The 21072-nt window shown below is 72.7% G+C and carries 19 protein-coding genes; 9 read left to right on the top strand and 10 right to left on the bottom strand.

Translation table 11 applies throughout. The annotated features are described in order from the left end of the window. Positions 1-110 precede the first annotated feature (110 nt). The 4 genes from ACWEOZ_RS42755 to pgsA are packed head-to-tail and all read right to left on the bottom strand — an operon-like array spanning position 111 to position 3401. Complete coding sequence (locus ACWEOZ_RS42755; RefSeq protein WP_451916396.1) at positions 111-647, bottom strand: hypothetical protein; 537 nt, start codon at positions 645-647, stop codon at positions 111-113. A gap of 25 nt (positions 648-672) precedes the next feature. Beyond that, positions 673-1827, bottom strand: coding sequence for a glycosyltransferase family 4 protein (locus tag ACWEOZ_RS42750; RefSeq protein ID WP_451916395.1), 1155 nt, complete (start codon positions 1825-1827; stop codon positions 673-675). A gap of 12 nt (positions 1828-1839) precedes the next feature. Further along, entirely contained in the window at positions 1840-2745 is a 906-nt protein-coding gene (locus tag ACWEOZ_RS42745) for a phosphatidylinositol mannoside acyltransferase (RefSeq protein ID WP_451916394.1), read from the bottom strand. Beyond that, positions 2742-3401: a phosphatidylinositol phosphate synthase gene (gene pgsA, locus ACWEOZ_RS42740; protein ID WP_451916393.1), complete on the bottom strand. Its 660-nt coding sequence runs from the start codon at positions 3399-3401 to the stop codon at positions 2742-2744. Before pgsA ends, ACWEOZ_RS42745 begins: the two co-directional genes overlap by 4 nt. Positions 3402-3635: 234 nt before the next feature. Between pgsA and ACWEOZ_RS42735 the strand changes: the two genes are divergently transcribed. After that, positions 3636-5786 (top strand): elongation factor G-like protein EF-G2, encoded by a 2151-nt coding sequence (locus ACWEOZ_RS42735; RefSeq protein ID WP_451916392.1) that lies wholly within the window; start codon positions 3636-3638, stop codon positions 5784-5786. A 6-nt stretch (positions 5787-5792) separates the two neighbouring features. Here the strand turns inward: ACWEOZ_RS42735 and ACWEOZ_RS42730 are convergent, their stop codons facing one another. Beyond that, on the bottom strand, positions 5793-6983 hold the full coding sequence (locus ACWEOZ_RS42730; protein WP_451916391.1) for an FAD-dependent monooxygenase: 1191 nt from the start codon (positions 6981-6983) through the stop codon (positions 5793-5795). Between the two features lie 54 nt (positions 6984-7037). On the opposite strand from ACWEOZ_RS42730, the gene ACWEOZ_RS42725 reads away from it, so the two are divergent. Further along, positions 7038-7619: a TetR/AcrR family transcriptional regulator gene (locus tag ACWEOZ_RS42725; protein ID WP_451916390.1), complete on the top strand. Its 582-nt coding sequence runs from the start codon at positions 7038-7040 to the stop codon at positions 7617-7619. On the opposite strand, the gene ACWEOZ_RS42720 is transcribed toward ACWEOZ_RS42725, so the two are convergent. After that, positions 7590-8066, bottom strand: a complete 477-nt coding sequence (locus tag ACWEOZ_RS42720; RefSeq protein WP_451916397.1) for an HIT family protein — start codon at positions 8064-8066, stop codon at positions 7590-7592. The two genes, ACWEOZ_RS42725 and ACWEOZ_RS42720, sit on opposite strands and share 30 nt — an antisense overlap. Before the next feature lie 150 nt (positions 8067-8216). Here ACWEOZ_RS42720 and ACWEOZ_RS42715 point away from each other — a divergent pair, with 150 nt between their 5' ends. After that, positions 8217-9197, top strand: a complete 981-nt coding sequence (locus ACWEOZ_RS42715; RefSeq protein ID WP_451916389.1) for a hypothetical protein — start codon at positions 8217-8219, stop codon at positions 9195-9197. A 26-nt stretch (positions 9198-9223) separates the two neighbouring features. Here ACWEOZ_RS42715 and thrS read toward each other — a convergent pair whose 3' ends face one another. Together thrS and ACWEOZ_RS42705 are read right to left on the bottom strand one after the other, a co-directional pair. Further along, positions 9224-11212, bottom strand: a complete 1989-nt coding sequence (gene thrS, locus ACWEOZ_RS42710; RefSeq protein WP_451916388.1) for a threonine--tRNA ligase — start codon at positions 11210-11212, stop codon at positions 9224-9226. Positions 11213-11269: 57 nt separating this feature from the next. Then, positions 11270-12193, bottom strand: a complete 924-nt coding sequence (locus tag ACWEOZ_RS42705) for an ADP-ribosylglycohydrolase family protein (RefSeq protein WP_451916387.1) — start codon at positions 12191-12193, stop codon at positions 11270-11272. A 108-nt stretch (positions 12194-12301) separates the two neighbouring features. Here ACWEOZ_RS42705 and ACWEOZ_RS42700 point away from each other — a divergent pair, with 108 nt between their 5' ends. The 4 genes from ACWEOZ_RS42700 to ACWEOZ_RS42685 all read left to right on the top strand — a co-directional run bounded on the left by ACWEOZ_RS42700 (position 12302) and on the right by ACWEOZ_RS42685 (position 17066). Then, positions 12302-12991: a response regulator transcription factor gene (locus ACWEOZ_RS42700; RefSeq protein WP_203766725.1), complete on the top strand. Its 690-nt coding sequence runs from the start codon at positions 12302-12304 to the stop codon at positions 12989-12991. Positions 12992-13095: 104 nt separating this feature from the next. Then, a complete protein-coding gene (locus ACWEOZ_RS42695) occupies positions 13096-14409 on the top strand; it encodes a HAMP domain-containing sensor histidine kinase (protein WP_451916386.1) in 1314 nt (437 codons plus the stop codon). 244 nt (positions 14410-14653) lie between these two features. Further along, the gene (locus ACWEOZ_RS42690) at positions 14654-16870 is read left to right on the top strand and encodes an RICIN domain-containing protein (RefSeq protein ID WP_451916385.1); all 2217 of its coding nucleotides are present in this window, start codon (positions 14654-14656) and stop codon (positions 16868-16870) included. Between the two features lie 10 nt (positions 16871-16880). After that, the gene (locus ACWEOZ_RS42685; protein WP_451916384.1) at positions 16881-17066 is read left to right on the top strand and encodes a hypothetical protein; all 186 of its coding nucleotides are present in this window, start codon (positions 16881-16883) and stop codon (positions 17064-17066) included. Here the strand turns inward: ACWEOZ_RS42685 and ACWEOZ_RS42680 are convergent. Next, complete coding sequence (locus ACWEOZ_RS42680) at positions 17036-18079, bottom strand: adenosine deaminase (RefSeq protein ID WP_451916383.1); 1044 nt, start codon at positions 18077-18079, stop codon at positions 17036-17038. The genes ACWEOZ_RS42685 and ACWEOZ_RS42680 overlap by 31 nt on opposite strands. Before the next feature lie 9 nt (positions 18080-18088). Next, on the bottom strand, positions 18089-18859 hold the full coding sequence (locus ACWEOZ_RS42675) for a trans-aconitate 2-methyltransferase (protein ID WP_451916382.1): 771 nt from the start codon (positions 18857-18859) through the stop codon (positions 18089-18091). Positions 18860-18925: 66 nt separating this feature from the next. Here ACWEOZ_RS42675 and ACWEOZ_RS42670 point away from each other — a divergent pair, with 66 nt between their 5' ends. Together ACWEOZ_RS42670 and ACWEOZ_RS42665 are read left to right on the top strand one after the other, a co-directional pair. After that, entirely contained in the window at positions 18926-19903 is a 978-nt protein-coding gene (locus tag ACWEOZ_RS42670; RefSeq protein WP_451916381.1) for an aldo/keto reductase, read from the top strand. Next, positions 19890-20120, top strand: a complete 231-nt coding sequence (locus ACWEOZ_RS42665; RefSeq protein WP_451916380.1) for a hypothetical protein — start codon at positions 19890-19892, stop codon at positions 20118-20120. Before ACWEOZ_RS42670 ends, ACWEOZ_RS42665 begins: the two co-directional genes overlap by 14 nt. Positions 20121-21072 lie beyond the last annotated feature (952 nt).

Raw genomic sequence — 21072 nt, 5'->3', positions numbered from 1 at the left:
GCTCAACGATCTGCGTGTCCGTCATGCCATCCCCTTCGGGCTCCCCCAGAAGCCGGGGAGCGCAGAACGGGGGCGCCACGGTTGCCGTTCGGTTCAGGGCTTCGGAATGCTCAAGTCGAGACCGGGACCGGCGGCTCCGGGGCCGGGCGCTGCGTCACCGTCAGGGGCTCCGGGAGGTGCGGCTCGACGATGTCGAAGTAGCGGGGGCGTTCGTAACTCCGGGCCATCCGGAGCAGGCGGACCAGTGGCCTTCTGCGGGCGGTCAGCGCGTCGCGGACCAGGTCGGTGTGCACCTGCCGGGCCAGCACCACCCGGCGGCTGGTGGCCACCAGGGTGCGGGTCGCCGGGTCGTTGCCGGTCAGCCGGACGCCCTGGAGCTGGCGGGTCAGGTCGTTCTCCGCCGCCTCGCGTTCGTCGGGCTCCGCGTCGAGGGCCAGGCGGGCGGCCGCGTACAGCTCGACGAAGTCGGTGTCCTCCGCCACCACCGCTGCGGCGGCCGCGCGGCGGAGCAGGTGGGCGTCCAGGGCCCGGGTGGCTGAGGCGGCGCGGACGTGGACCCGTTCGACGCGGTGGGCGGTCCAGGCCAGGTACGCCGACAGCACAGCCGCCACCGCGAGCGCACCCATGACCCACCACATGCGGGGCATCGTAGTGCCGTTTTGTGTCGGAGAGTTACGTCCCGGACCGTGGTTCGGCCCACTCTTCGTCAAATACGCGACCGTCCGTAGCCTCGATCGCCGTCGCGTATACCTCCAGTACACGGTTGGCTACGCTGGGCCAGTCGAAGGTCTTCACCACTTCGCGGGCGCACTCGGCCAGCGCGGCCCGGCGTTGCGGGGCGTCCAGCAGCTCGGCCAGCACCGTGGTCAATGCCTCGGTGTCGCCGGTCGGGAAGAGCGCCCCGGCCCGGCCGCCGTCGAGGACCCGGCGGAACGCGTCGAGGTCACTGGCTGCGATCGTCGCGCCGGCCGCCATCGCCTCGGTGAGGATCATGCCGAAGGACTCGCCGCCGGTGTTCGGGGCCACGTAGATGTCCACGCTGCGCAGCATCCGGGCCTTGTCGGCCTCGCTGACCAGGCCCAGGAACTCGACCCGGGGGTGCAGGTCGGGCGGGATGTCGTCATACAGGTCGCCGCGGTCGCCGGGGCCGGCCACGAGCAGGCGCAGACCGGGCCGTTGCCGGGCGAGCGTGACGTACGCCGTACGCAGCAGCTCGAAGCCCTTGCGGGACTCGGTGAAGCGGCCCAGGAAGCCCAGCGTGCCGCCCTCGCCCGGCCAGCCCGGCAGGGGCTGCGCGGTGGCGAACTTGGCCACCGCCACCCCGTTCGGGATCTCCACCGCGCCGCCGCCGATGTGCTCGACCTGCACCTTGCGGGCCAGCTCGCTGACCGCGATGCGGGCGGTGATCTTCTCGACCACCGGCTGGAGGAAGCCCTGGGCCGCGGCCAGCGCGCGGGAACGGACCATCGCGGTGTGGAAGGTGGCCACGACCGGGCCGCGCGCGGACAGCACCGCCAGCAGCGACAGGCTCAGGGTGAGCGGCTCGTGCACGTGCAGCACGTCGAACTGGCCGCGGGCCAGCCAGCGGCGGACCCGCGCGGTCGAGACCGGGCCGAAGGCGATCCGGGCCACCGAGCCGTTGTACGGCAGCGGCATCGCCCGCCCCGCCGCCACCACGTACGGCGGCAGCTCCGCGTCCTCGTCCGCCGGCGCCAGCACGCTGACCTCGTGCCCGAGCGTGATCAGCGCCTCGGCGAGGTCGACGATGTGGTTCTGTACGCCGCCCGGCACGTCGAACGAGTACGGCGAGACGATCCCGATCCGCACGCTGCCCCGCCCTCAGACCCGGGCGCTCTGGTCGAGCCACAGTTTCTGCAGCATGTGCCAGTCCTGCGGGTGCTCGGCGATGCCCAGCGCGAACGCGTCGGCCAGCCGCTGAGTGGTGATCTTGACACGGACGTCGAGGGCGCCCTCGGAGGGGTCGGGCAGCTCGATGCGGCGGATCCGGCCGAGCGAGCCGGTCGGGGTGAACCACAGGTCGGCCGCGTACAGCGGGGCGCCGGTGCGCAGGGCCAGGATCGCCGGGCCGGCCGGCATCCGGGTGCGGCCGCCGAAGAACCGCACCTCGATGCCGCGGGCGGACAGGTCACGGTCGGCGAGCAGCGGTACCGCGTACCCCTGGGTGGCTTTTTCGGCGAGCACGTCCAGCGGTGGCCGCTGGCCGCCGGTGAGCGGGAGCACCTCCATGCCGAGCTTCTCGCGGTAGGCGATGAAGCGTCTGAAGAGCCCCTCGGGCTTGAGCCGCTCCATGACCGTGACCATCCGGTAGTCGTGCGAGACGACCCAGGCGGCGGCCGCGTCCCAGTTGGCCATATGCGGCAGCGCCAGGATCGCGCCCTTGCCCTCGCCCAGGACCCGGTGGAACTCGTCGGCGTTGACCAGGTCGAAGTCGCGCAGGAAGTCCGCCCGGCTCTGTGACGGCAGCCGGAAGGCCTCCATCCAGTACCGGGCGTACGAGCGCAGCCCGGCCCGGACCAGCTCGTCGAGCTCGGCCTCGGGCATGTCCGGGCCGACGACCATGCGCAGGTTGCGGCGCAGCCGCTGGGTGCCCGGGCCGTTGGCCCTGGCGGCCCGGTCGGCGCCGCGGTCGAAGACGGCGCGGGCGGCGCGCAGCGGCAGCATCCGCGTCACCCGCCAGCCGGCGGCGTACCCCAGCTCGGTGAGCTGGTCCCGCCGCGAACTCACGCCGGCCCGCCCGGCTCGACCGGACCGGCGGGCGCGGGCCCGGCCGGGACGACGTCGGACTTGGCCGCGTGGATCAGCCGCTGGAAGACCGTGATGATCGACAGCACCGACAGCACCCACAGCGCGGCCGGCAGGCCCCACTCCAGGCCGGCGGCGCCCAGCAGACCGCCTACACCGACGATGAGCAGGCGTTCGAGGCGCTCGGCGATGCCGACGTCGGCGTCCAGGCCGAGGCTCTGCGCGCGGGCCTTGACGTAGGAGACGACCTGGCCGAAGGCGAGCGAGATCAGCGCGGCGACCATGCCGCCGTACGGGTTGCCCTCGCCGGCCAGGTAGTAGGCGACGGCGCCGAAGACCGCGGCGTCGGCGATGCGGTCCATCGACGAGTCCAGCAGGGCGCCGAACTTGCCCGACGGTCCCCGCAGGCGGGCCATCGTGCCGTCGAGAGCGTCGGTGAGGGCGCTGGCCGTGACGATCACGGTGCCCCAGAACAGCTCGCCGCGGGCGCCGAAGCCCAGGGCGCCGATCAGGACGCCGACGGTGCCGGCGACGGTCACCGCGTTCGGGGTGACGCCGAGGCGCAGCAGGAGGCGGGCGGTCGGATGGAGGACGTACGACACGAGGGCGCGGGCGGGCACGCTGACGATCTTTGCCATGGCCGTCCCACCATAACGGCGACCGGGGAGAACCCGGTACGGCGTGCGTCACGCGTCGCCGGATCGTCATAAAGGCCGGTTGCCGACTACAAAGGGTTGCGAGGGTGACTGCGCTGGGTGTCAGATCCAAGGACGGGGGGCGTAACAGCCAGGAATGCCCGCCCGGGTCCCGCGGCAGCCGACGGGGTCGGGAGAATGGGCGCCGACCGCGGCTGCCGACAGGAGGGCGTCACCATGACGCAGAAGACCCAGGAGAAAGGGCTCACCGCACCGGTGGTGACCGAGCCCGGCAGAGTACGCAACGTGGTGCTGGTGGGCCACTCCGGCGCGGGCAAGACGACGCTGGTCGAGGCGCTGCTCGCGGCGACCGGCACGATCTCGCGTACGGGCACGGTGGCGGACGGCACCACGGTGACCGACCACGACCCTGCGGCCGTACGCCAGCAGCGGTCCGTCTCCCTCTCGTGCGCCCCGCTGGTGCACGAAGGAGTGAAGATCAACCTGCTCGACACCCCCGGCTACGCCGACTTCGTGGGTGAGCTGCGCGCCGGTCTGCGGGCCGCGGACGCCGCCGTCTTCGTGGTCTCGGCGGTCGACGGCGTGGACGAGGCGACCGTCTCCCTGTGGGAGGAGTGCGCCGCGATCGGCATGCCCCGGGCCGTGACGATCACCCGGCTCGATCATCCGCGCGCCGACTACGAGGGCACCCTGCAGGAGTGCCAGGAGGCCTTCGGCGAGAACGTCATGCCGATCTACCAGCCCATGCTCGGCGACGACGGTGCCTCCATCGCCGGCCTGCTGGGCCTGGTCACGCTGAAGGTGCTGGACTACTCGGCCGGCTATCCGCCGCGGGCCGGCGAGGCCGAGCGCGAGCACCTGCTGCCCATCAAGGACGACCGTGACCTGCTCATCGAGGGGATCATCGCCGAGAGCGAGGACGAGACCCTGATGGACCGGTACGTCGCCGGCGAGCTGATCAGCACCGACACGCTGATCCCGGACCTGGAGAAGGCGGTGGCCCGGGGCACCTTCCACCCGGTCATCCCGGTCTGTGCCGCGACCGGGGTCGGCCTGGACGCGCTGCTCGACGGCCTGGTCAGCGCCGCGCCGTCGCCCCTGGAGCACGACCTGCCCGTGGTCACCGGGGTGGACGGCAGCCCCCGCCCGCCGCTGACCTGCGACCCGGACGGCCCGCTGGTGGCCGAGGTGGTCAAGACCACGATCGACCGGCACGTCGGCCGGGTCTCGCTGGTCCGGGTCTTCTCCGGCACGCTGCGCCCCGAGCTGACCGTGCACGTCTCCGGGCACGGCCTCACCGAGCGGGGACATCCCGACCACGACGCCGACGAACGGATCGCGCACGTCTACTCCCCGCTGGGCGCCCAGCTGCGGGAGGTGAGCGCCTGCGTCGCCGGGGACATCTGCGCGATCACCAAGTCGGGCAGCGCCGAGACCGGTGACACCATCTCCGCCAAGGACCAGCCGCTGCTCATGGAGCCATGGAGCATGCCGGAGCCGCTACTGCCGATCGCAGTGGTGGCCAAGACCCGTTCCGACGAGGACGCGCTGGCCAAGAATCTGGCCCGGCTCGTCGCCGGTGACCCCACGTTGCGGCTGGAACGCAACGCCGACACCCACCAGCAGGTGCTGTGGTGCATGGGCGAGTCGCACGCCGACGTGGTCCTCGAACGGCTGCGCGCCGGCGGCGTGGAGCTGGACACCGAGCCGGTGAAGGTGTCCCTGCGCGAGACCTTCAGCGCCCCGGCACAAGGACACGGCCGGCACGTCAAGCAGTCCGGCGGGCACGGCCAGTACGCCGTCTGCTCGATCAAGATCGAACCGCTGCCGCGCGGCAGCGGTTTCGAGTTCGTGGACAAGGTCGTGGGCGGCGCGGTGCCGCACAACTACATCCCGTCGGTGGAGAAAGGGGTACGGGCCCAGCTCGAACGGGGCATCGTCGCCGGTTACCCCGTGGTCGACCTGCGGGTGACGCTGGTGGACGGCAAGGCGCACAGCGTCGACTCCTCCGACGCCGCGTTCCAGACGGCCGGGGCGCTGGCCCTGCGGACCGCCGCCGAGCAGGGTCAGGTGACACTGCTCGAGCCGGTCGACGAGATCGTGGTGCGGGTGCCGGACAGCTATGTCGGCGCGGTGATGAGTGACCTGTCCGGGCGCCGGGGCCGGCCGCTGGGCACCGAGGTGACCGAGGACGGCGACCACAGCCTGGTCCGGGCCGAGGTGCCGGCCACCGAGCTGGTCCGCTACGCGGTCGAGCTGCGGGCGCTCACCTCGGGCGCGGGCACCTTCAGCCGCACCTACGCCCGGCATGAGCCGATGCCCGCGCACCTGGCCGACGCCATCCGCAAGGAGCATGCGAGCAGGTAGACCCGCTCACGCGACCGGCGCCATCGGGTAGGACGGCAGCTCGATGGCGTTGGCCGCGTCGTGCAGGGGCCGGGTGACGCGTTCGATGATCTGCCGCTTGAGCGGGTGGTACTTCAGCGTGCGCATGCCGTAGTTGCGGACCGCCAGCGAGAGGCGGCCACCCGGGACCATGTCGCCGGCCATCTTGACGCCGAAGGCCAGGTTGCGTTCCGCGTACGGGCGCAGCCTGGCCTCGTACCGGTCGAAGGCGGCCCGGTGGTCGCCGGCCGCCGCAGCCAGCTCGCCGGCCAGCAGGTAGGCCCCGACCAGGGCCATGCTGGTGCCCTGGCCCGCCGCCGGGGACGGGCAGTGCGCGGCGTCGCCGAGCAGCACGACCCGGCCGGCGGAGTAGCGCGGCAGCTCCACCTGGTTCAGCGCGTCGAAGTAGACGTCGCCGGCGGTGCGCAGCAGGTCGAGGAAGCGCGGCACCTGCCAGCCCAGGCCGGCCATCCGGTCCGCCAGCACCTCCCGGCCCAGCACCGGCTCGTCCGCGCCGAAGACCATGCCGACCTTGGCCGGCGCGGTGCCGCCGGTGCTGTAGGCGAAGACCATCCGGCCCGGCTCGGTGTAGAAGATCTCCTCGCGGTCCAGGCCCAGCTCGTTCGGCACGTCGAAGATCGCGATGTGCGCGCCCAGGTAGCGCAGCGGCACCTCGCCCATCGCCAGGCGCCGGGTGGCCGAGTGCACCCCGTCCGCGCCCACGACCAGGGCGAACCGGCGGGTGGCCCCGCTGGTGAAGGTGACGTCGACGCCGTCGGGGCCGTCGGTCATCGCGGCGATCGCGTCGCCGAAGACGTACTCCACGTCGGCGGCGGTAGCGCCGTACAGGATCCGGGTCAGGTCGGTGCGCATGACCTCGAGGTCGTCGTCGCGCCGGCCCATCAGCAGGTCGGCGTCGAGCCGGGCGATCTGCCGGCCGTCGCGCCGGACGTAGGTCACGTGGCGCATGCCGGTGTCGGCGGCCCGGGCCGCCTGGTAGAGGCCCATGCGCTTGAGGACGTCGGTCGCGGCGCCGCGGATGTCGACCTTGTAGCCGCCGTCGCGCAGGGCCGGGGCCCGCTCGACGACCGTGGGACGGAAGCCGTACCGGTGCAGCTGGTGGGCCAGGGCGGGACCGGCGAGGCCGGCACCGGAGATGAGTACGTCGCGATGCGTCATGGCCGTTACTATACAAACGTCTTACACGTTTGTATAGAACTTAGGATGGCGGCCATGGGACACCGTGCGGATCTGCTGGCCGGCGCCAAGCGCTGCCTCTTCGAGAAGGGCTACGCGCGGACCACCGCCCGTGACATCGTCGCGGCGTCGGGGACCAACCTCGGCTCGATCGGCTACCACTACGGCTCCACCCAGGCCCTGATGCAGGCGGCCATGCTCAGCGCGATCGAGGACTGGGGCGACGCGGTCGGGATCGCGCTGGCCACCGCCGGCGGCGACGAGTCGGCCGACCCGCTGGTGCGTTACTGGCAGCGGGTCATCGGCAGCATCCTGAGCCACCGGGAGCTGTGGCTGGCCAGCATCGAGGCGATGCTGCAGAGCGAGCACTCCCCCGAGCTCAAGGCCCAGCTCGCCGAAGGCATCGAACAGGGGCGGCGCGGCCTGGCCGCGATCCTCACCGGCCGGGAGGAGGAGACGATCGACGAGCAGACGGTACGCACGACCGGCGCGGTCGCGATGGCCCTGATGTCCGGCGTGCTGACCCAGTGGCTGACCGACCCGGCCCGCGCGCCGTCCGCGGAGCAGATCGCCGCCGGGATCCGGGCCCTAAGCCTCGCCCCAGGCCTTCACCAGTAGCGCGCGGGTGTCGCCGAGCAGCTGCGGCAGCACCTTGGTCCGGCCGATCACCGGCATGAAGTTGCCGTCGCCGCCCCACCGCGGCACCACGTGCTGGTGCAGGTGCGCCGCGATCCCGGCCCCGGCCACGGCACCCTGGTTCATCCCCAGGTTGAAGCCGTGCGGGCTGCTGGCCCGGCGGATGACCCGCATCGCCCGCTGGGTGAAACCGGCCAGCTCGACGGTCTCGGCGTCGGTCAACTCGGTGTAGTCGGCGACGTGCCGGTACGGGCAGACCAGCAGGTGACCCGGGTTGTACGGATACAGGTTGAGCACCGCGAAGACCTGCTCACCGCGGGCCACCACGAGGCTGTCCCCCTCGTCCAGCCCGGGCGCCACGCAGAACGGGCAGTCGGCCGGCGCCTCGTAACCGCCCTCGGGCCGGTCCGCCCCCGAGATGTACGCCATCCGGTGCGGCGTCCAGAGCCGGTCGAGACCGTCCCGCTCCCCTGCGTCACTCACGCTCCCACCCTAGTCAGCCGGGCCGGTGCCCGCCCGGTGCGCGCCGGACATCGACATCCGTCATAGAGTGTCGGCGATCGAGTGAGGTGGACGACCATGCGTGGGACGCATATCCGGCACCGTCGCGGTGTCCTGGTGAGCCTGATCGTGGCAGTGCTGGTGGCCGGCGTGACGGTGACGACCGTGGTCGCCCTACGCACAGGCGGCGACGAGCCGATCGCACCAGGTGCCGCGCCGGCCGCCCTCGGCCGCCGTCCCTGGCAGGTGACCCTCAACGTGGACCAGACCTCCGGCTACGTGGTCACCGCCAGCGTCACCGACGGCGACCGGCAGACCCTGACCGTGCAGAACCTCGGGCTGGGCAGCAGCCCCGACGGCACGTACGGCGGTGAGGTGACCGCCTTCTCGCCGGGCACGCTGGACGAGAGCCAGTTCCGCGGGGCCGAGCAGATCGACGACTTCCGCTACCTGAGCTCCTTCTCCTTCGCCGGGCACACCACCGGGGAGACCGAGCCGTGGCAGACCCCGGCAGTGGGCCGGCGGGACCCGTCCGGCACGTGGATCGTGGTCTACGCCGACACCGCCCGGACCAAGGACAAGATCACCCGGACCGACCTGCTCCGGCTCGCCGCCGCGGTGACCCTCGGCTCACCCCGCGACCTGCGGCTGCCGCTGCGCCTCGGCGTCCGGATGCCCAAGGGCCTGGAGCTGACCTACCTCCGGTCGCCGGACCACCGGATCGACCGGGGGCAGACGGCGGTCGGTTTCAGCACCGGCTCCCGCGCGCCCTCGGGCGCAGCCGTCTACAACGGACTGCCGGGCGGCCTCGAGGTCGCCGTGCTGACCGCCGCCCGGGACGCCAACTGGGAGCGCAAGCGCGCGGCGCTGACCGGCCGGACCCAGGTCGGCAAGCTGCCGGCCTGGTACGAGCCCCGCGGCCGGCTCATCGTCGAAGCCGACCACTGCGTCGTCACGGTGGAGTCACTCTTCCCGCGGCGCGAGCTGGACGCGCTGATCGGGGAGCTCACCATCGGTGACTGCGCCGACCCGGACTCCTGGATCCCGCCGCTGAGCTGACGCGGGACCCAGGAGGCGCGGGGGTCTCAGGCCGCGGACGGCCCGGCGTTGACCCGGCTGCGCACGACCTCGACGACGTGCGCGACCGCCTCGTCGAGCGCGACCCCGTTGCGCTGCGAGCCGTCGCGGTAGCGGAACGACACGGTGCCGCCGTTCACGTCGTCGTCGCCGGCGATCGCCATGAACGGGATCTTCTGCTGCTGGGCGGTGCGGATCTTCTTCTGCATCCGGTCGTCGGAGAAGTCGACCTCGGCCCGGATGCCCTCGGCCTTGAGCCGCGCCACGAACTCGGCCAGGTAGTCGGCGTGGTCGTCGCGGATCGGGATGCCGACCACCTGCACCGGCGCCAGCCAGGCCGGGAACGCGCCCGCGTAGTGCTCGGTGAGCACCCCGAAGAACCGCTCGACCGAGCCGAACAGGGCTCGGTGGATCATGATCGGCCGCTTGCGGGTGCCGTCGGCCGCCGAGTACTCCAGCTCGAAGCGTTCCGGCAGGTTGAAGTCGAGCTGGATGGTCGACATCTGCCAGGTGCGGCCGATCGCGTCCTTGACCTGCACGCTGATCTTCGGGCCGTAGAACGCCGCGCCGCCCGGGTCCGGCACCAGGGTCAGGCCCGACTCCTCGGCGACCCGGCGCAGGGTCTCGGTGGCCAGTTCCCAGTTCTCGTCGGTGCCGACCGACTTCTCCGGGTTGCGGGTCGACAGCTCCAGGTAGAAGTCGTCCAGGCCGTAGTCCTTGAGCAGGTCGAGCACGAAGGTCAGCAGCGAGGTGAGCTCGGCCTCCATCTGCTCCGGGGCGCAGAAGATGTGCGCGTCGTCCTGGGTCATGCCCCGGACCCGGGTGAGGCCGTGCAGGACGCCGGACTTCTCGTACCGGTAGACGGTGCCGAACTCGAACATGCGCAGCGGCAGCTCGCGGTAGGACCGGCCGCGGGACCGGAAGATCAGGTCGTGGAACGGGCAGTTCATCGGCTTGAGGTAGTAGTTCGCGCCCTCCATCTCCATGGGCGGGAACATGCCGTCGGCGTACCAGTCGAGGTGCCCGGAGGTCTCGAAGAGGTTCCCCTTGGTGATGTGCGGGGTGTTCACGAAGGAGTAGCCGGCCTCCTCGTGCTTGCGCCGCGAGTAGTTCTCCATCTCGCGCCGGATGATGCCGCCCTTGGGGTGGAACACCGGCAGGCCGGAGCCCAGCTCCTCGGGGAACGAGAACAGGTCCAGGTCGGCACCGAGCTTGCGGTGGTCGCGCCGGGCGGCCTCCTCCAGCAGCTTCTGGTACGCCTTGAGCTCGTCGCGGGTCGGCCACGCGGTGCCGTAGATCCGCTGCAGCTGCGGGTTCTTCTCACTGCCCCGCCAGTACGCGGCGGCGCTGCGCATCAGCTTGAACGCGCCGATCAGCCGGGTGGTCGGCAGGTGCGGGCCGCGGCACAGGTCGCCCCAGACGCGCTTGCCGTCCTTGTCGATGTTGTCGTAGTGGGTCAGCTCGCCGCCGCCGACCTCCATGACCTCGTCGGCGTCGACGTCACCCTTGATGTCGACCAGCTCGAGCTTGTACGGCTCGTTCGCCAGCTCCACCTTGGCCTCGTCGAGCGAGCCGTACTCGCGGCGCCGGAAGGTCTGGCCGGCCTTGACGATCTCCTGCATCCGCTTCTCGAGCTTGGCCAGGTCCTCGGGCACGAACGGCTTGGCCACGTCGAAGTCGTAGTAGAAGCCGTTCTCGATCGGCGGGCCGATGCCGAGCTTCGCCTCCGGGAAGATGTCCTGCACGGCCTGGGCCAGCACGTGCGCAGCCGAGTGGCGCAGCACGTTCAGCCCGTCGGGCGAGTCCAGCGGCACCGGGGTGACCTCGGTGTCCAGCTCGGGGGCCCAGTCCAGGTCGCGCAGCCGCCCGGCCGGGTCACGCACGACCACGATCGCCTTCGGACCGGCGGCGGGCAGGCCGGCGGCGGCCACCGCGTCGGCCGCCGTCGTCCCGGCCGGGACGACCAGGCCCTCGGCGGGGGTACGGGGTGCAGACACAGTGGTTCTCCTTTGCGTCAAAACGGGGTCGAGCACGATGCTAGTAGGTCGCTTCGGTCAGGCTTCGCGCGACGCGGTCACCCAGTCGGGCAGCTCCTCGCGCGCCGCCAGCCAGGCCGCCGGAATCCCGTCCGCCCCGGTGTACGCGGCGACGATGCCCCCGGCCATCGCGGCGGTGGTGTCCACGTCGCCGCCCGCGGTGACGCAGGTGGTGATCGCGGCCGGATAGTCGCCGAGGTGCCGGGCGGCGACCCAGACGGCGAACGGCACCGAGTCCGGCGCCGTCGACCTCGATCCGGTGCCGAGCTCGTACGCGGCCTCCGCGGGGTCGGTGAGGCGCTGGGCCCGTTCCAGGCCGTCCCGTACGTGTCCGGGGGCGACCCGGCCCGCGACTGCCGCCAGGAACTGCGCCGGCCCGGGCCGGTGACCGTCGAGGCGGGCCGCCGTCGCGATCGCGGCCGCGACGGTGACCGCCACCCCGCCGGCGATGCCCTCGGGATGGGCGTGGGTGACCTCGGCCGCCCGGGCGCCCTGGGCCGCGGCATGAGCCAGCGAGTCGGCGTGCCAGGCGCCGATCGGGGCCGCCCGCATCGCGGCGCCGTTGCCGGCGGAGCCCTGACCGTCGAAGGCGGCCGCGGCGGCGATCGGCCACGGGGTGCCCTCGCGGATCTGCCGGAGCATGACCACCGCCCCCGGCCCGTAGCCGCGGTAGGCGTCGAAGTGCCGGCCGAGCAGGTCGGCGAAGTGGTCCCGGTCGAGGCTGAGCTCGTCACTGGCGGTCAGGGCGGCGACCAGGCAGCAGGCTTCCTCGGTGTCGTCGGTCCACGGCCACGGCGGGGTGGGCAGGTGGCCCCGGGAGAGGTCCGCGGCGTGGTGGCCGGGGACGAAATACTGGGCGCCGAGCGCGTCGCCGACCGAGAGACCGGCCAGGCTGTCGGCGGCGAGAGCAAGACGTGCGTCGGGAAAGAGTGTGAAGGTCATCGGTACGCGCCATCCTATAGCGTCCGGTTTCCGGTGACTGTGGGTGATCGATGGCTGCCTCTGAATGACGGATTCGGCGTGGCTTGCCAAGGGCAGTACCTTCTCTGCATGGCCACGGTGTTGCTCGTCGAGGACGATCACGTCGTGCGCGGCGCCATGCTCCGGTCGCTGGCCGATCGGGGGCACGCCGTGCACGCCGTCGGCACAGCCCTGGACGCCCTGCGCCGGGTGGCCGCCGAGACCCCCGACCTGGTGGTGCTCGACCTGGGCCTGCCTGACCTGGACGGCTCGGACGCGCTGCGCATGCTGCGCGGCATCACCGACGTCCCGATCATCATCGCCACCGCCCGCGACGACGAGCAGACCGTGGTGCGGCTGCTGCGCGCCGGGGCCGACGACTACATGGTCAAGCCGTTCACCGGTGCCCACCTCGACGCGCGGATCACCACGGTGCTGCGCCGCGTCGGCCGGGCCAGCCGGACCGCCCAGCCCGCCGTGCACGAGGTCGGCGAGCTGCGGGTGGACGTCGGCGAACGCAGTGCCAGCCTGGCCGACCAGCCACTGGCGCTGACCCGCAAGGAATTCGACCTGCTGGCGTACCTGGCCGCCCGCCCGGGCCGGGTCGTGTCGCGCCGTGAGCTGTTGGAGGAGGTATGGCGACAGCCGTCAGTCGGCGAGGACCAGACGATCGACGTGCATCTGTACTGGCTACGTCGGAAACTGGGCGAATCCGCGGCGAAGCCTCGCTACCTGCGCACCGTGCGGGGGGTCGGATTCCGGTTGGTGGCGCCGGACTGAGGGCGCGGCTGGCCTGCGTCAGCGCCGCCACCACCGCAATCGCCGCCCTCGCGTTCCTCGTCCCGCTGGGCTGGGAGCTGCGTGAGGACCACCGTGACCAGGCCATGTCCACGGCCGAGCAGCGCAGTGCGCTGGTCGCAGGGGCCATCGCCGCGGGAGCGAACAAGAAGAACGTCGACGCCGCGGTCAAGAGCGCCGGCGGCGGCCTGGTCGTGCACCCGCCGGACACCGTGGGCACCACCCGGGTCGGCGCCGACGACGTCCTGGACGCCGCCAAGGGCACCGAGGCGCTGGTCATCGAGGCCGAGGACGGGCTGGTCCGGCTCGAGCCGGTCCGCTCCGGCGACAAGACCTCGGTGGTCGAGGCCTTCGTCAGCGACGAGGAGCTCGGCGCGGGCACGGCCCGGGACTGGTGGATCCTGCTGGGCATCATGCTCGGCCTGGTGCTGGGCTCGGTGATCGTGGTCGACCGGCTGGCCCGCGGCGCGGTGGCCTCGGTGCGCAACCTGGTGCACGCGGCGATGGCCGTCGGCGGCGGCGACCTCGGCGTGCGCATCCAGCCTTCCGGCCCCCGCGAGCTGGCCGAGGCCGGGTACGCGTTCAATCGCATGGCCGACCGCCTGGTCACCTCGCGCACCAGCGAGCGGGAGCTGGTCGCCGACCTGTCGCACCGGCTGCGCACCCCGCTGACCGTGCTGCGCCTGGACGCCGAGGCGCTCGATCCCGACGACACCCACATCGGTGAGTTCTCCGCGGCCGAGCTCGACCGCCGGCGCGGCATCCGGCGCATCCGGCAGGCCATCGTGACCCTCGAGGGCGAGGTCGACCAGCTGATCAACACCACCCGGCAGGCCGTCGCGGCCCAGGTCGCGGCGCCCGAGGAGGGGCTCTGCGACGCCAGCGAGGTGGTCCGCGACCGGATGGTCTTCTGGTCCGCGCTGGCCGGCGACCAGGAGCGCCAGTACCGGGTGGTCGGCGCGCACCTGCGCATCCCGGTGCCGGTGGCCCGGGCGGAGCTGGCCGCCGCGCTGGACGCCGTGCTCGGCAACGTCTTCCGTTACACCCCGCAGGGCACCGCGTTCGAGGTGGGCATCAGCCGCCGCGACGGCTGGGTCGCGCTGCGGGTCGACGACGCCGGGCCGGGCATCGACGACCCGGAGAAGGCCCTGCGCCGCGGGGAGAGCGAGCAGGGCTCGACCGGCCTGGGCCTGGACATCGCGCGGCGGGCGGCCCAGGCCACCGGCGGCTCGGTGAGCCTGGACCGGGCCGCGATGGGCGGGGCCAGCGTCGTCATGCTGCTGGCCGACGCCGAGGCCGCACCGAAACAGGTGAACCGTTTCGGCCTGGTCGGCCGGCTGGCCCGGGAACGGGATCCGGAGAAGCGCAAGTGGCCGCATCAACGCACGGACGACGCGTGAAACACGGCCTGATCGCACGGAGCACCGCGAAACAACCCGGACGGTACAACGATTGCTTAGATCTGTATTAAAGGCGTTCCCCTGGCGGTCCCCGCCTGGCACGCTCTACCCCGATCCCATCCGGCCGGCCGGTCCGCAGCCCGACGCACAACCCCACACCACGGATCCGGCAGGCCACCTCGCGGTGGGAGGTGGTCACCCCATAACCCCCTCCCACCGCGCCCCCGCAGTACGAGGAGATGGTTTGTCCACCCACCGACGTCCCGCGCCGCGTGGGGAGGCGCCGTCCTCGCGACGGCGGGCGCCCGCCGACCGGGGACGCCGGCGTGCCACCCCCCGCCCGCACCGGCTGCTGCCGGTGCTGCTGGGCGTCGCGATGCTCGGCATCGGCGGCGTGGTCGGACCGAGCGTGGTCGGCGGCGGCTGGACGGGTGACGGCGAGGGCCAGGACGGCGAGCGGATCACCTACGCCGCCCGGCCGGCCGACAACCCCGGCCTCGGCCTGGTCTACTTCGGGCTCAAGCCGGGTGACAAGGACTCGCTCTGCGCGGGCGTGTACGAGCTCGACGAGGAGACCTGCACCCACGGTCCCGACCCGGCACCGGCCGGCCTGAAGGTCACCCGCGACGTCGCCCCGGTGACGGCCAAGGTGCCCGAGCCGGCCGACCCGGCCCGCGAGTCGGCATCCGTGCCCCCGGACGCCGAGATCGTCCGCGACCAGGGCGGCTCCTCGCTGTCGCCCGGCGCCCCGGCGCTGATCCCGGACGCGGCTCCCGGCGAGGCCGACTTCGTCATGGGTACGCACGACGTGGCCTGCGAGGGCGACGGACGCACCGGCAAGCGGGTCCAGGTGCTCTACCTGCACGAGTTCGGCACCCCGAGCCGCTACGCCGACTTCCTCGGCTCGATGCGCACCTGGTCGGCCGGCGTCGACCAGATCTTCGACGCGAGCGCGGCCGAGACCGGCGGCTCCCGGCACGTGCGCTTCGTGACCACCCCGCAGTGCCGGGTCGACGTCGCCGAGGTCCAGGTGCCCGAGGCGGCGCTGGAGTCGTTCACCGGCAACATCGACGCGCTGCAGACGCTCGGTTACAACCGCACCGACCGCAAATACCTGATCTTCGCCGACACCAACGTGTACTGCGGCATCGGCACCTTCGTCGCCGACAAGCGGCCGGGGCTGGGCAACCGCAACAACGGCGGGCCGTCGTACGGCCGGGTCGACGCGGGCTGCTGGAGCTCGGTGGTGGCGGCCCGCGAGGTGACCCAGATGTTCGGCGCCCGGCTGCAGGACTCGCCGAACTCCACCGGCGCCGGCAGCTGCACCGACGACTACGACCTGATGTGCAACAAGGACCGCTCCGACACGGCCCTGCGCGCGGTCTGCCCGAAGAAGCACGAGGACCGCCTCGACTGCGGCCACGACGACTACTTCAACACGAACCCGAAGCCGAAGAGCTACCTGGCGGACAACTGGAACGTGGCGCAGAGCGAGTTCCTGCTGCGCAGCGACGGCGGCGACGACGTCCCGGACGCGCCGAACGCCGTACCGGCCGAGCCGGACGCGACCCCGCGGGCGACCCCCAGCACGGCGGCTCCCGAGGGGCCGGAGGCTCCGGAGCCGACCGCCACCGGCGGTGACGCCTCCGACGGCGGCGGCGACGCACTGCCGCCCGGCGCCGAGCCCGGCGCGACCGCGCCCGGCGTCCCGGCTCCGACGACCGGCGCTCCCGCGGCCGACCCGACCACGGCCGCCCCGCCGCCGGTCCCCACGACCCCGGCAGCGGCTCCGGGCGTGCAGGCGGTTCTCGAGGTGCGCGAGCCCCACAGCACCTCCGTACGGCTCACCTGGAGCGCGGCCGGCCCCAAGGCCAGCTACGACGTCGAGGTCGACGGGGTGAAGATCGCCACCACGGTGGCGACCCGCGCCAAGCTGATCGGCCTGCGCCCGGACGCCAAGTACCAGGTCGCGATCCGCAGCACGAACGGCTACCTGGCCAAGGGCACCGCCCAGTCGGCCCCCGCGGCCCGGCCCGCGGCGAACACGTGGTTCGTCCTGACCAACTCGCTCACCGGCGGGGCGGCCGACCTGTACGCCGCGCGGACGGCGAACGGCACCCCGGTGGCGCTCGGCGGCCCGGACGGCGACTCGCAGCAGCAGTGGAAACTGGTCCCGGCCGCGGCCGGCGCCTTCTCGCTGCAGTCGCGGGCGACCGGCAAGTGCGTGATCCCGCTGGACGGCAACCCGGTCGCCGGTGCGCCGCTCGTGCAGGGCGACTGCACCTCGGCCGGCAGCGGCCGGTGGTCGCTGTTCGCCACGGACTACGGCTTCAGCCTGCGCACCACCGCCGGCGGCCTGGTCGCCGGCGTGGGCAGCCAGCGTTTCGGCGCGTCCCGGCTGCTCGTCCTGCAACAGCCGGAGCAGGCCCGGCACCAGAGTTGGACGGCGGTTCCCGGCTGAGATCCGGGCGATGGGAGTGACGATGCTGGACACCGACGTACGCACCGATCCGGAGCTGGAGCCGGACGAGGACCCGGGCCGGTTCAACCGGCGCCGGGTCGTCCGGATCGTGACGGTCCTGGTGCTGGGGATCCTCGCCGTGCTGGCGCTGTGGCAGGAGCCGCTCTACGCGGGCTTCCGCTCCCCCGGCTTCTGACCGGCGGCGTAGTCGTCGATCTCGGCCAGCAGCGCTGACTTACCGGCCGGGGCCAGGAACGACGCGTGCACGGCTGCGCGGGCGAGACCGGCCACCCCGGCCGCGTCGAGCCCTAGCAGCCGGGCGGCCACCGCGTACTCCTCCTCCAGGGTGGTGCCGAACATCGGCGGGTCGTCGGAGTTGATCGTGACCGGCACCCCGGCGGCGACCAGCACCGGCAGCGGGTGCTCGTCGATGGTGGGCACGGCCCGGGTCCGTACGTTGGAGGTCGGGCAGACCTCCAGCGGGATCCCGTGCTCGGCCAGGTAGGCCATCAGCTGCGGGTCCCGGGCGGCGGCGATGCCGTGCCCGATCCGCTCCGCGCCGAGGTCGCGCAGCGCGTCCCAGATGGTCTCCGGACCCGTCGTCTCGCCGGCGTGCGGCACGCTGTGCAGCCCGGCCGCGCGGGCCTTGTCGAAGTACGGCTTGAACTGCGGCCGTGGCACGCCCACCTCGGGACCGCCGAGGCCGAAGCTGATCAGACCGGCGGGCTGCTCCTCGAGCGCGATCCGCAGCGTCTCCTCGGCGGCGGCCAGCCCGGCCTCCCCCGGGATGTCGAAGCACCAGCGCAGGTCGACCCCGAAGTCGGCGGCGGCGCCGGCCCGGGCGTCCTCGATGGCCGCGCAGAACGCCGGCGCCGGGATACCGCGCCGCACGTGCGAGTACGGCGTCACGGTCAGCTCGGCGTAGCGGACCTGCTGGCGGGCGAGCTCGCGGGCCACCTCGTAGGTCAGCGTCCGGACGTCCTGGTCGTCGCGGATCAGGTCGACCACGCTCAGGTAGATCTCGATGAAGTGGCCGAAGTCGCGGAACGCGAAGTAGTCGGCCAGCGCGGCCGGGTCGGCCGGCACCGGCGTATCACCCTCGTGCCGCGCGGCCAGCTCGGCCACGATCCGCGGCGACGCCGAGCCGACGTGGTGCACGTGCAGCTCGGCCTTGGGCAGTCCGGCGATGAAGGCGGTCAGGTCGGTCAACTTCTCCCCCTAGGCGATGGTCGCCACCGCGAAGATCCGGCGGAACGGGAACGCCACGTACCCGTTGCGGGCAGGGTATTCCGCCGTCAGCGTGGCACCGAGTGCGACCCGGAACTCGCGCCACGCCGGATCGTCCAGCGCGGCTCTCACCGGCCGCAGCGCGGTGCCCTCCATCCAGCGCAGCACCGGGTGCTCGGGCCCGGTGTCCGGCAGCAGGTGGATGTAGGTGGTCTCCCAGGCGTCCACGGCGGCCCCGGCACCGGTCAGCAACGCGGCGTAGCCGACGGCGTCGTCCACCGGCGCCTCCCGGACGATGTCGCCGACGGTGTCCGCGTACGGGGCGCTGCGGGCCAGCGCACGCAGGGCGCGGTGTGAGGGGGCGTCGAAGTTGCCGGGGACCTGCATGGCGAACCAGGCGCCGGACGGCAGGGCGCGGATCCACCGGTCGAGCAGCTCCCGGTGCCCGGGGACCCATTGCAGGACGGCGTTGGTGACGACCACGTCGGTGTCCGGGCCGGGCTGCCAGTCGCCGACGTCGGCCACGGCGAACTCCACCGGCGCGCTCAGGGCCCGCGCCTTGCCGATCATCTCGGGCGAGGAGTCCAGGCCGGTGATCCGGGCGCCCGGCCAGCGGTGCGCGAGGCCGGCGGTGAGCTCGCCCGGGCCGCAGCCGAGGTCGGTGACGGCCCGCGGGCTCGGCGCACCGATCCGGGCGACAAGATCGTGGAACGGGCGCGAGCGTTCGTTGCCGAAGCGGTGGTACACGGCGGGGTCCCACATGGCCGTCCTCCAAACCGTACGTACGTCTTGTTTGCAGCGTACCATCGGCGGACTAGGCTCGGCCGCGTGGAAAATCGCAGCTTCGCCCGCATGGGGCGCACCGTCGGAGTGATCGGACTCGGCGCCTGGCAGCTCGGCGCCGACTGGGGCAGCGTGAGCGAGGACGACGCGCTCGCCACCCTGGGCGCGGCGGTCGACGCCGGCGTCACCTTCATCGACACCGCCGACGTCTACGGCGACGGCCGCAGCGAGCAGGTCATCGGCAAGTTCATCAAGGACAAGCCGCAGCTCACCGTGGCCACCAAGATGGGCCGCCGGGTGCCCCAGGAACCGGCCAACTACACCCTGGACAACTTCCGGGCCTGGACCGACCGGTCCCGCACCAACCTGGGCGTCGACACCCTCGACCTGGTGCAGCTGCACTGCCCGCCGACCCCGGTGTTCTCCACCGACGCGATCTACGACGCGCTGGACACCCTGGTGCAGGAAAAGCGCATCGCAGCGTACGGCGTCAGCGTCGAGAAGGTCGACGAGGCGCTGGCGGCCATCGCCCGCCCCGGCACCGCGAGCGTCCAGATCATCCTGAACGCGCTCCGCCTCAAGCCACTGGAGCAGGTGCTGCCCGCGGCCGCCGAAGCCGGCGTCGGCATCATCGCCCGGGTGCCCCTGGCCAGCGGCCTGCTGTCCGGACGCTACGACGAGCACACCACGTTCAGCGAGGACGACCACCGCACGTACAACCGGCACGGTGAGGCCTTCGACGTCGGCGAGACCTTCTCCGGCGTCGACTTCGGCACCGGCCTGCAGGCCGTCCAGCGGCTGCTGCCGCACGTACCGACCGGCGCGACCATGGCCCAGTTCGCCCTGCGCTGGATCATCGACCAGCCCGCGGTCACCGTGGTCATCCCCGGCGCCCGCAACGCGGAGCAGGCCAGGGCCAACGCCGCGGCCGGCGAGCTGGCCCCGCTGGGCGACGAGGCCCACGAGGTGGTCCGGTCGGTCTACGACGAGCTGATCCGCCCCCAGGTCCATGACCGCTGGTGAGGGCGTGCCGATGAAGGGCTGGCCGTGGCTGACCGCGGGCCTGCTCGGGGTCGTGCTGGGCGTGCTGTGGACGGCTCAGGGCCTCGACCTGCTCGGCGGCAGCGTGATGAGCGGCGTGACGATCTGGGCGATCGTCGGGCCGATCGTTGCTGTGGCGGGGCTGGTGCTGATCGTTCTCGGGGTTCGGATCCGGGCTCGTAGCAAGTCTCAGCCCTAGCTGTCTTTGCTTGGTTGCCCTTGAGGGGCTTGGGGGCGGGGATGACCCACGCAGCTCGTCACGCTTGATATCTGCGTGGGTCATCCCCGCCCCCAAGCCCGTTGTGGTCCGGCTCTCTGCTCGCCCGCCGGCTTCGGACCGGACCAGGAGCCGCAACCATCTCCCGGCCGAGGCGCGCTTCCTGGTCGCATGCGGGTCAGCCGCAGCTCGTAGTCCGCAGCTTGCGCGGCCGGGTTCGGCGTAGGCCAGCCCCGCCCGCGCGGGCCGGCCGAGGCGAAACTGCCCAAGCACGGCATCGCCCGAGCACGGCATCACCCAGGCACCGCTCGCCCGGCACGGCTCGGCTAAGCACCGCTCGCCCGGCCCGACTGGACCAAGCACCGCTCGTCCGGCACGGCTCAGCCACCCACCCCTCACCCACCGCCCGGCCGCACGGCTCAGCCACCCACCGCTCGCCCGGCACGGCTCAGCCATGCACGACTCACCCAGACGCAGTTGGGCCCGCATTCGGTGTCGCGGCCGCTCGCGCTGTCCACATGCCTGGCTTGCACGTCAGCCTGACCCAACGAGCGAAGCCAAAGCCGAGCCGAGTCCCAGCGAAGTCAGCCCCACCCCAGCCCCCAGCCACGCAACCGCGGGAGGCGACGACACCGAGAGGTCGTCCTCCGCTCCACGCCCACCTACGCGGCTTCGGACCACGCGGCGGCGCGGCCCCAACGGGCCAGGGAGTCACCGTCAGGGCGCCATGATGGAGGCGAGCCGGCCATCTGTCTCGATGCCCCCACGCGGTGCCGGCCCCGTTGATGCTGGCGCTGCTGAGGCCGTTCGGTTCGCAGCTTTGTTGCCCGCGGCGAAGCAACCAGATGGACCCCAACGGGCTTGGGGGCGGGGATGGCCCACGCAGATATCAAGCCTGACGAGCTGCGTGGGCCATCCCCGCCCCCAAGCCCCC

The organism is Actinoplanes sp. NPDC004185, from assembly GCF_053603475.1.
Note: the sequence above shows the minus strand (reverse complement) of the source record. Positions and strands in the feature narration are given on the sequence as shown.

Coding starts and splice junctions, on each gene's coding strand:
- ACWEOZ_RS42755 (WP_451916396.1), bottom strand. CDS start 647: ATGCCCCGCATGTGGTGGGTCATGGGTGCGCTCGCGGTGGCGGCTGTG.
- pgsA (WP_451916393.1), bottom strand. CDS start 3,401: ATGGCAAAGATCGTCAGCGTGCCCGCCCGCGCCCTCGTGTCGTACGTC.
- ACWEOZ_RS42735 (WP_451916392.1), top strand. CDS start 3,636: ATGACGCAGAAGACCCAGGAGAAAGGGCTCACCGCACCGGTGGTGACC.
- ACWEOZ_RS42730 (WP_451916391.1), bottom strand. CDS start 6,983: ATGACGCATCGCGACGTACTCATCTCCGGTGCCGGCCTCGCCGGTCCC.
- ACWEOZ_RS42725 (WP_451916390.1), top strand. CDS start 7,038: ATGGGACACCGTGCGGATCTGCTGGCCGGCGCCAAGCGCTGCCTCTTC.
- ACWEOZ_RS42720 (WP_451916397.1), bottom strand. CDS start 8,066: ATGGCGTACATCTCGGGGGCGGACCGGCCCGAGGGCGGTTACGAGGCG.
- ACWEOZ_RS42715 (WP_451916389.1), top strand. CDS start 8,217: ATGCGTGGGACGCATATCCGGCACCGTCGCGGTGTCCTGGTGAGCCTG.
- ACWEOZ_RS42705 (WP_451916387.1), bottom strand. CDS start 12,193: ATGACCTTCACACTCTTTCCCGACGCACGTCTTGCTCTCGCCGCCGAC.
- ACWEOZ_RS42700 (WP_203766725.1), top strand. CDS start 12,302: ATGGCCACGGTGTTGCTCGTCGAGGACGATCACGTCGTGCGCGGCGCC.
- ACWEOZ_RS42695 (WP_451916386.1), top strand. CDS start 13,096: ATGTCCACGGCCGAGCAGCGCAGTGCGCTGGTCGCAGGGGCCATCGCC.
- ACWEOZ_RS42685 (WP_451916384.1), top strand. CDS start 16,881: ATGGGAGTGACGATGCTGGACACCGACGTACGCACCGATCCGGAGCTG.
- ACWEOZ_RS42675 (WP_451916382.1), bottom strand. CDS start 18,859: ATGTGGGACCCCGCCGTGTACCACCGCTTCGGCAACGAACGCTCGCGC.
- ACWEOZ_RS42665 (WP_451916380.1), top strand. CDS start 19,890: ATGACCGCTGGTGAGGGCGTGCCGATGAAGGGCTGGCCGTGGCTGACC.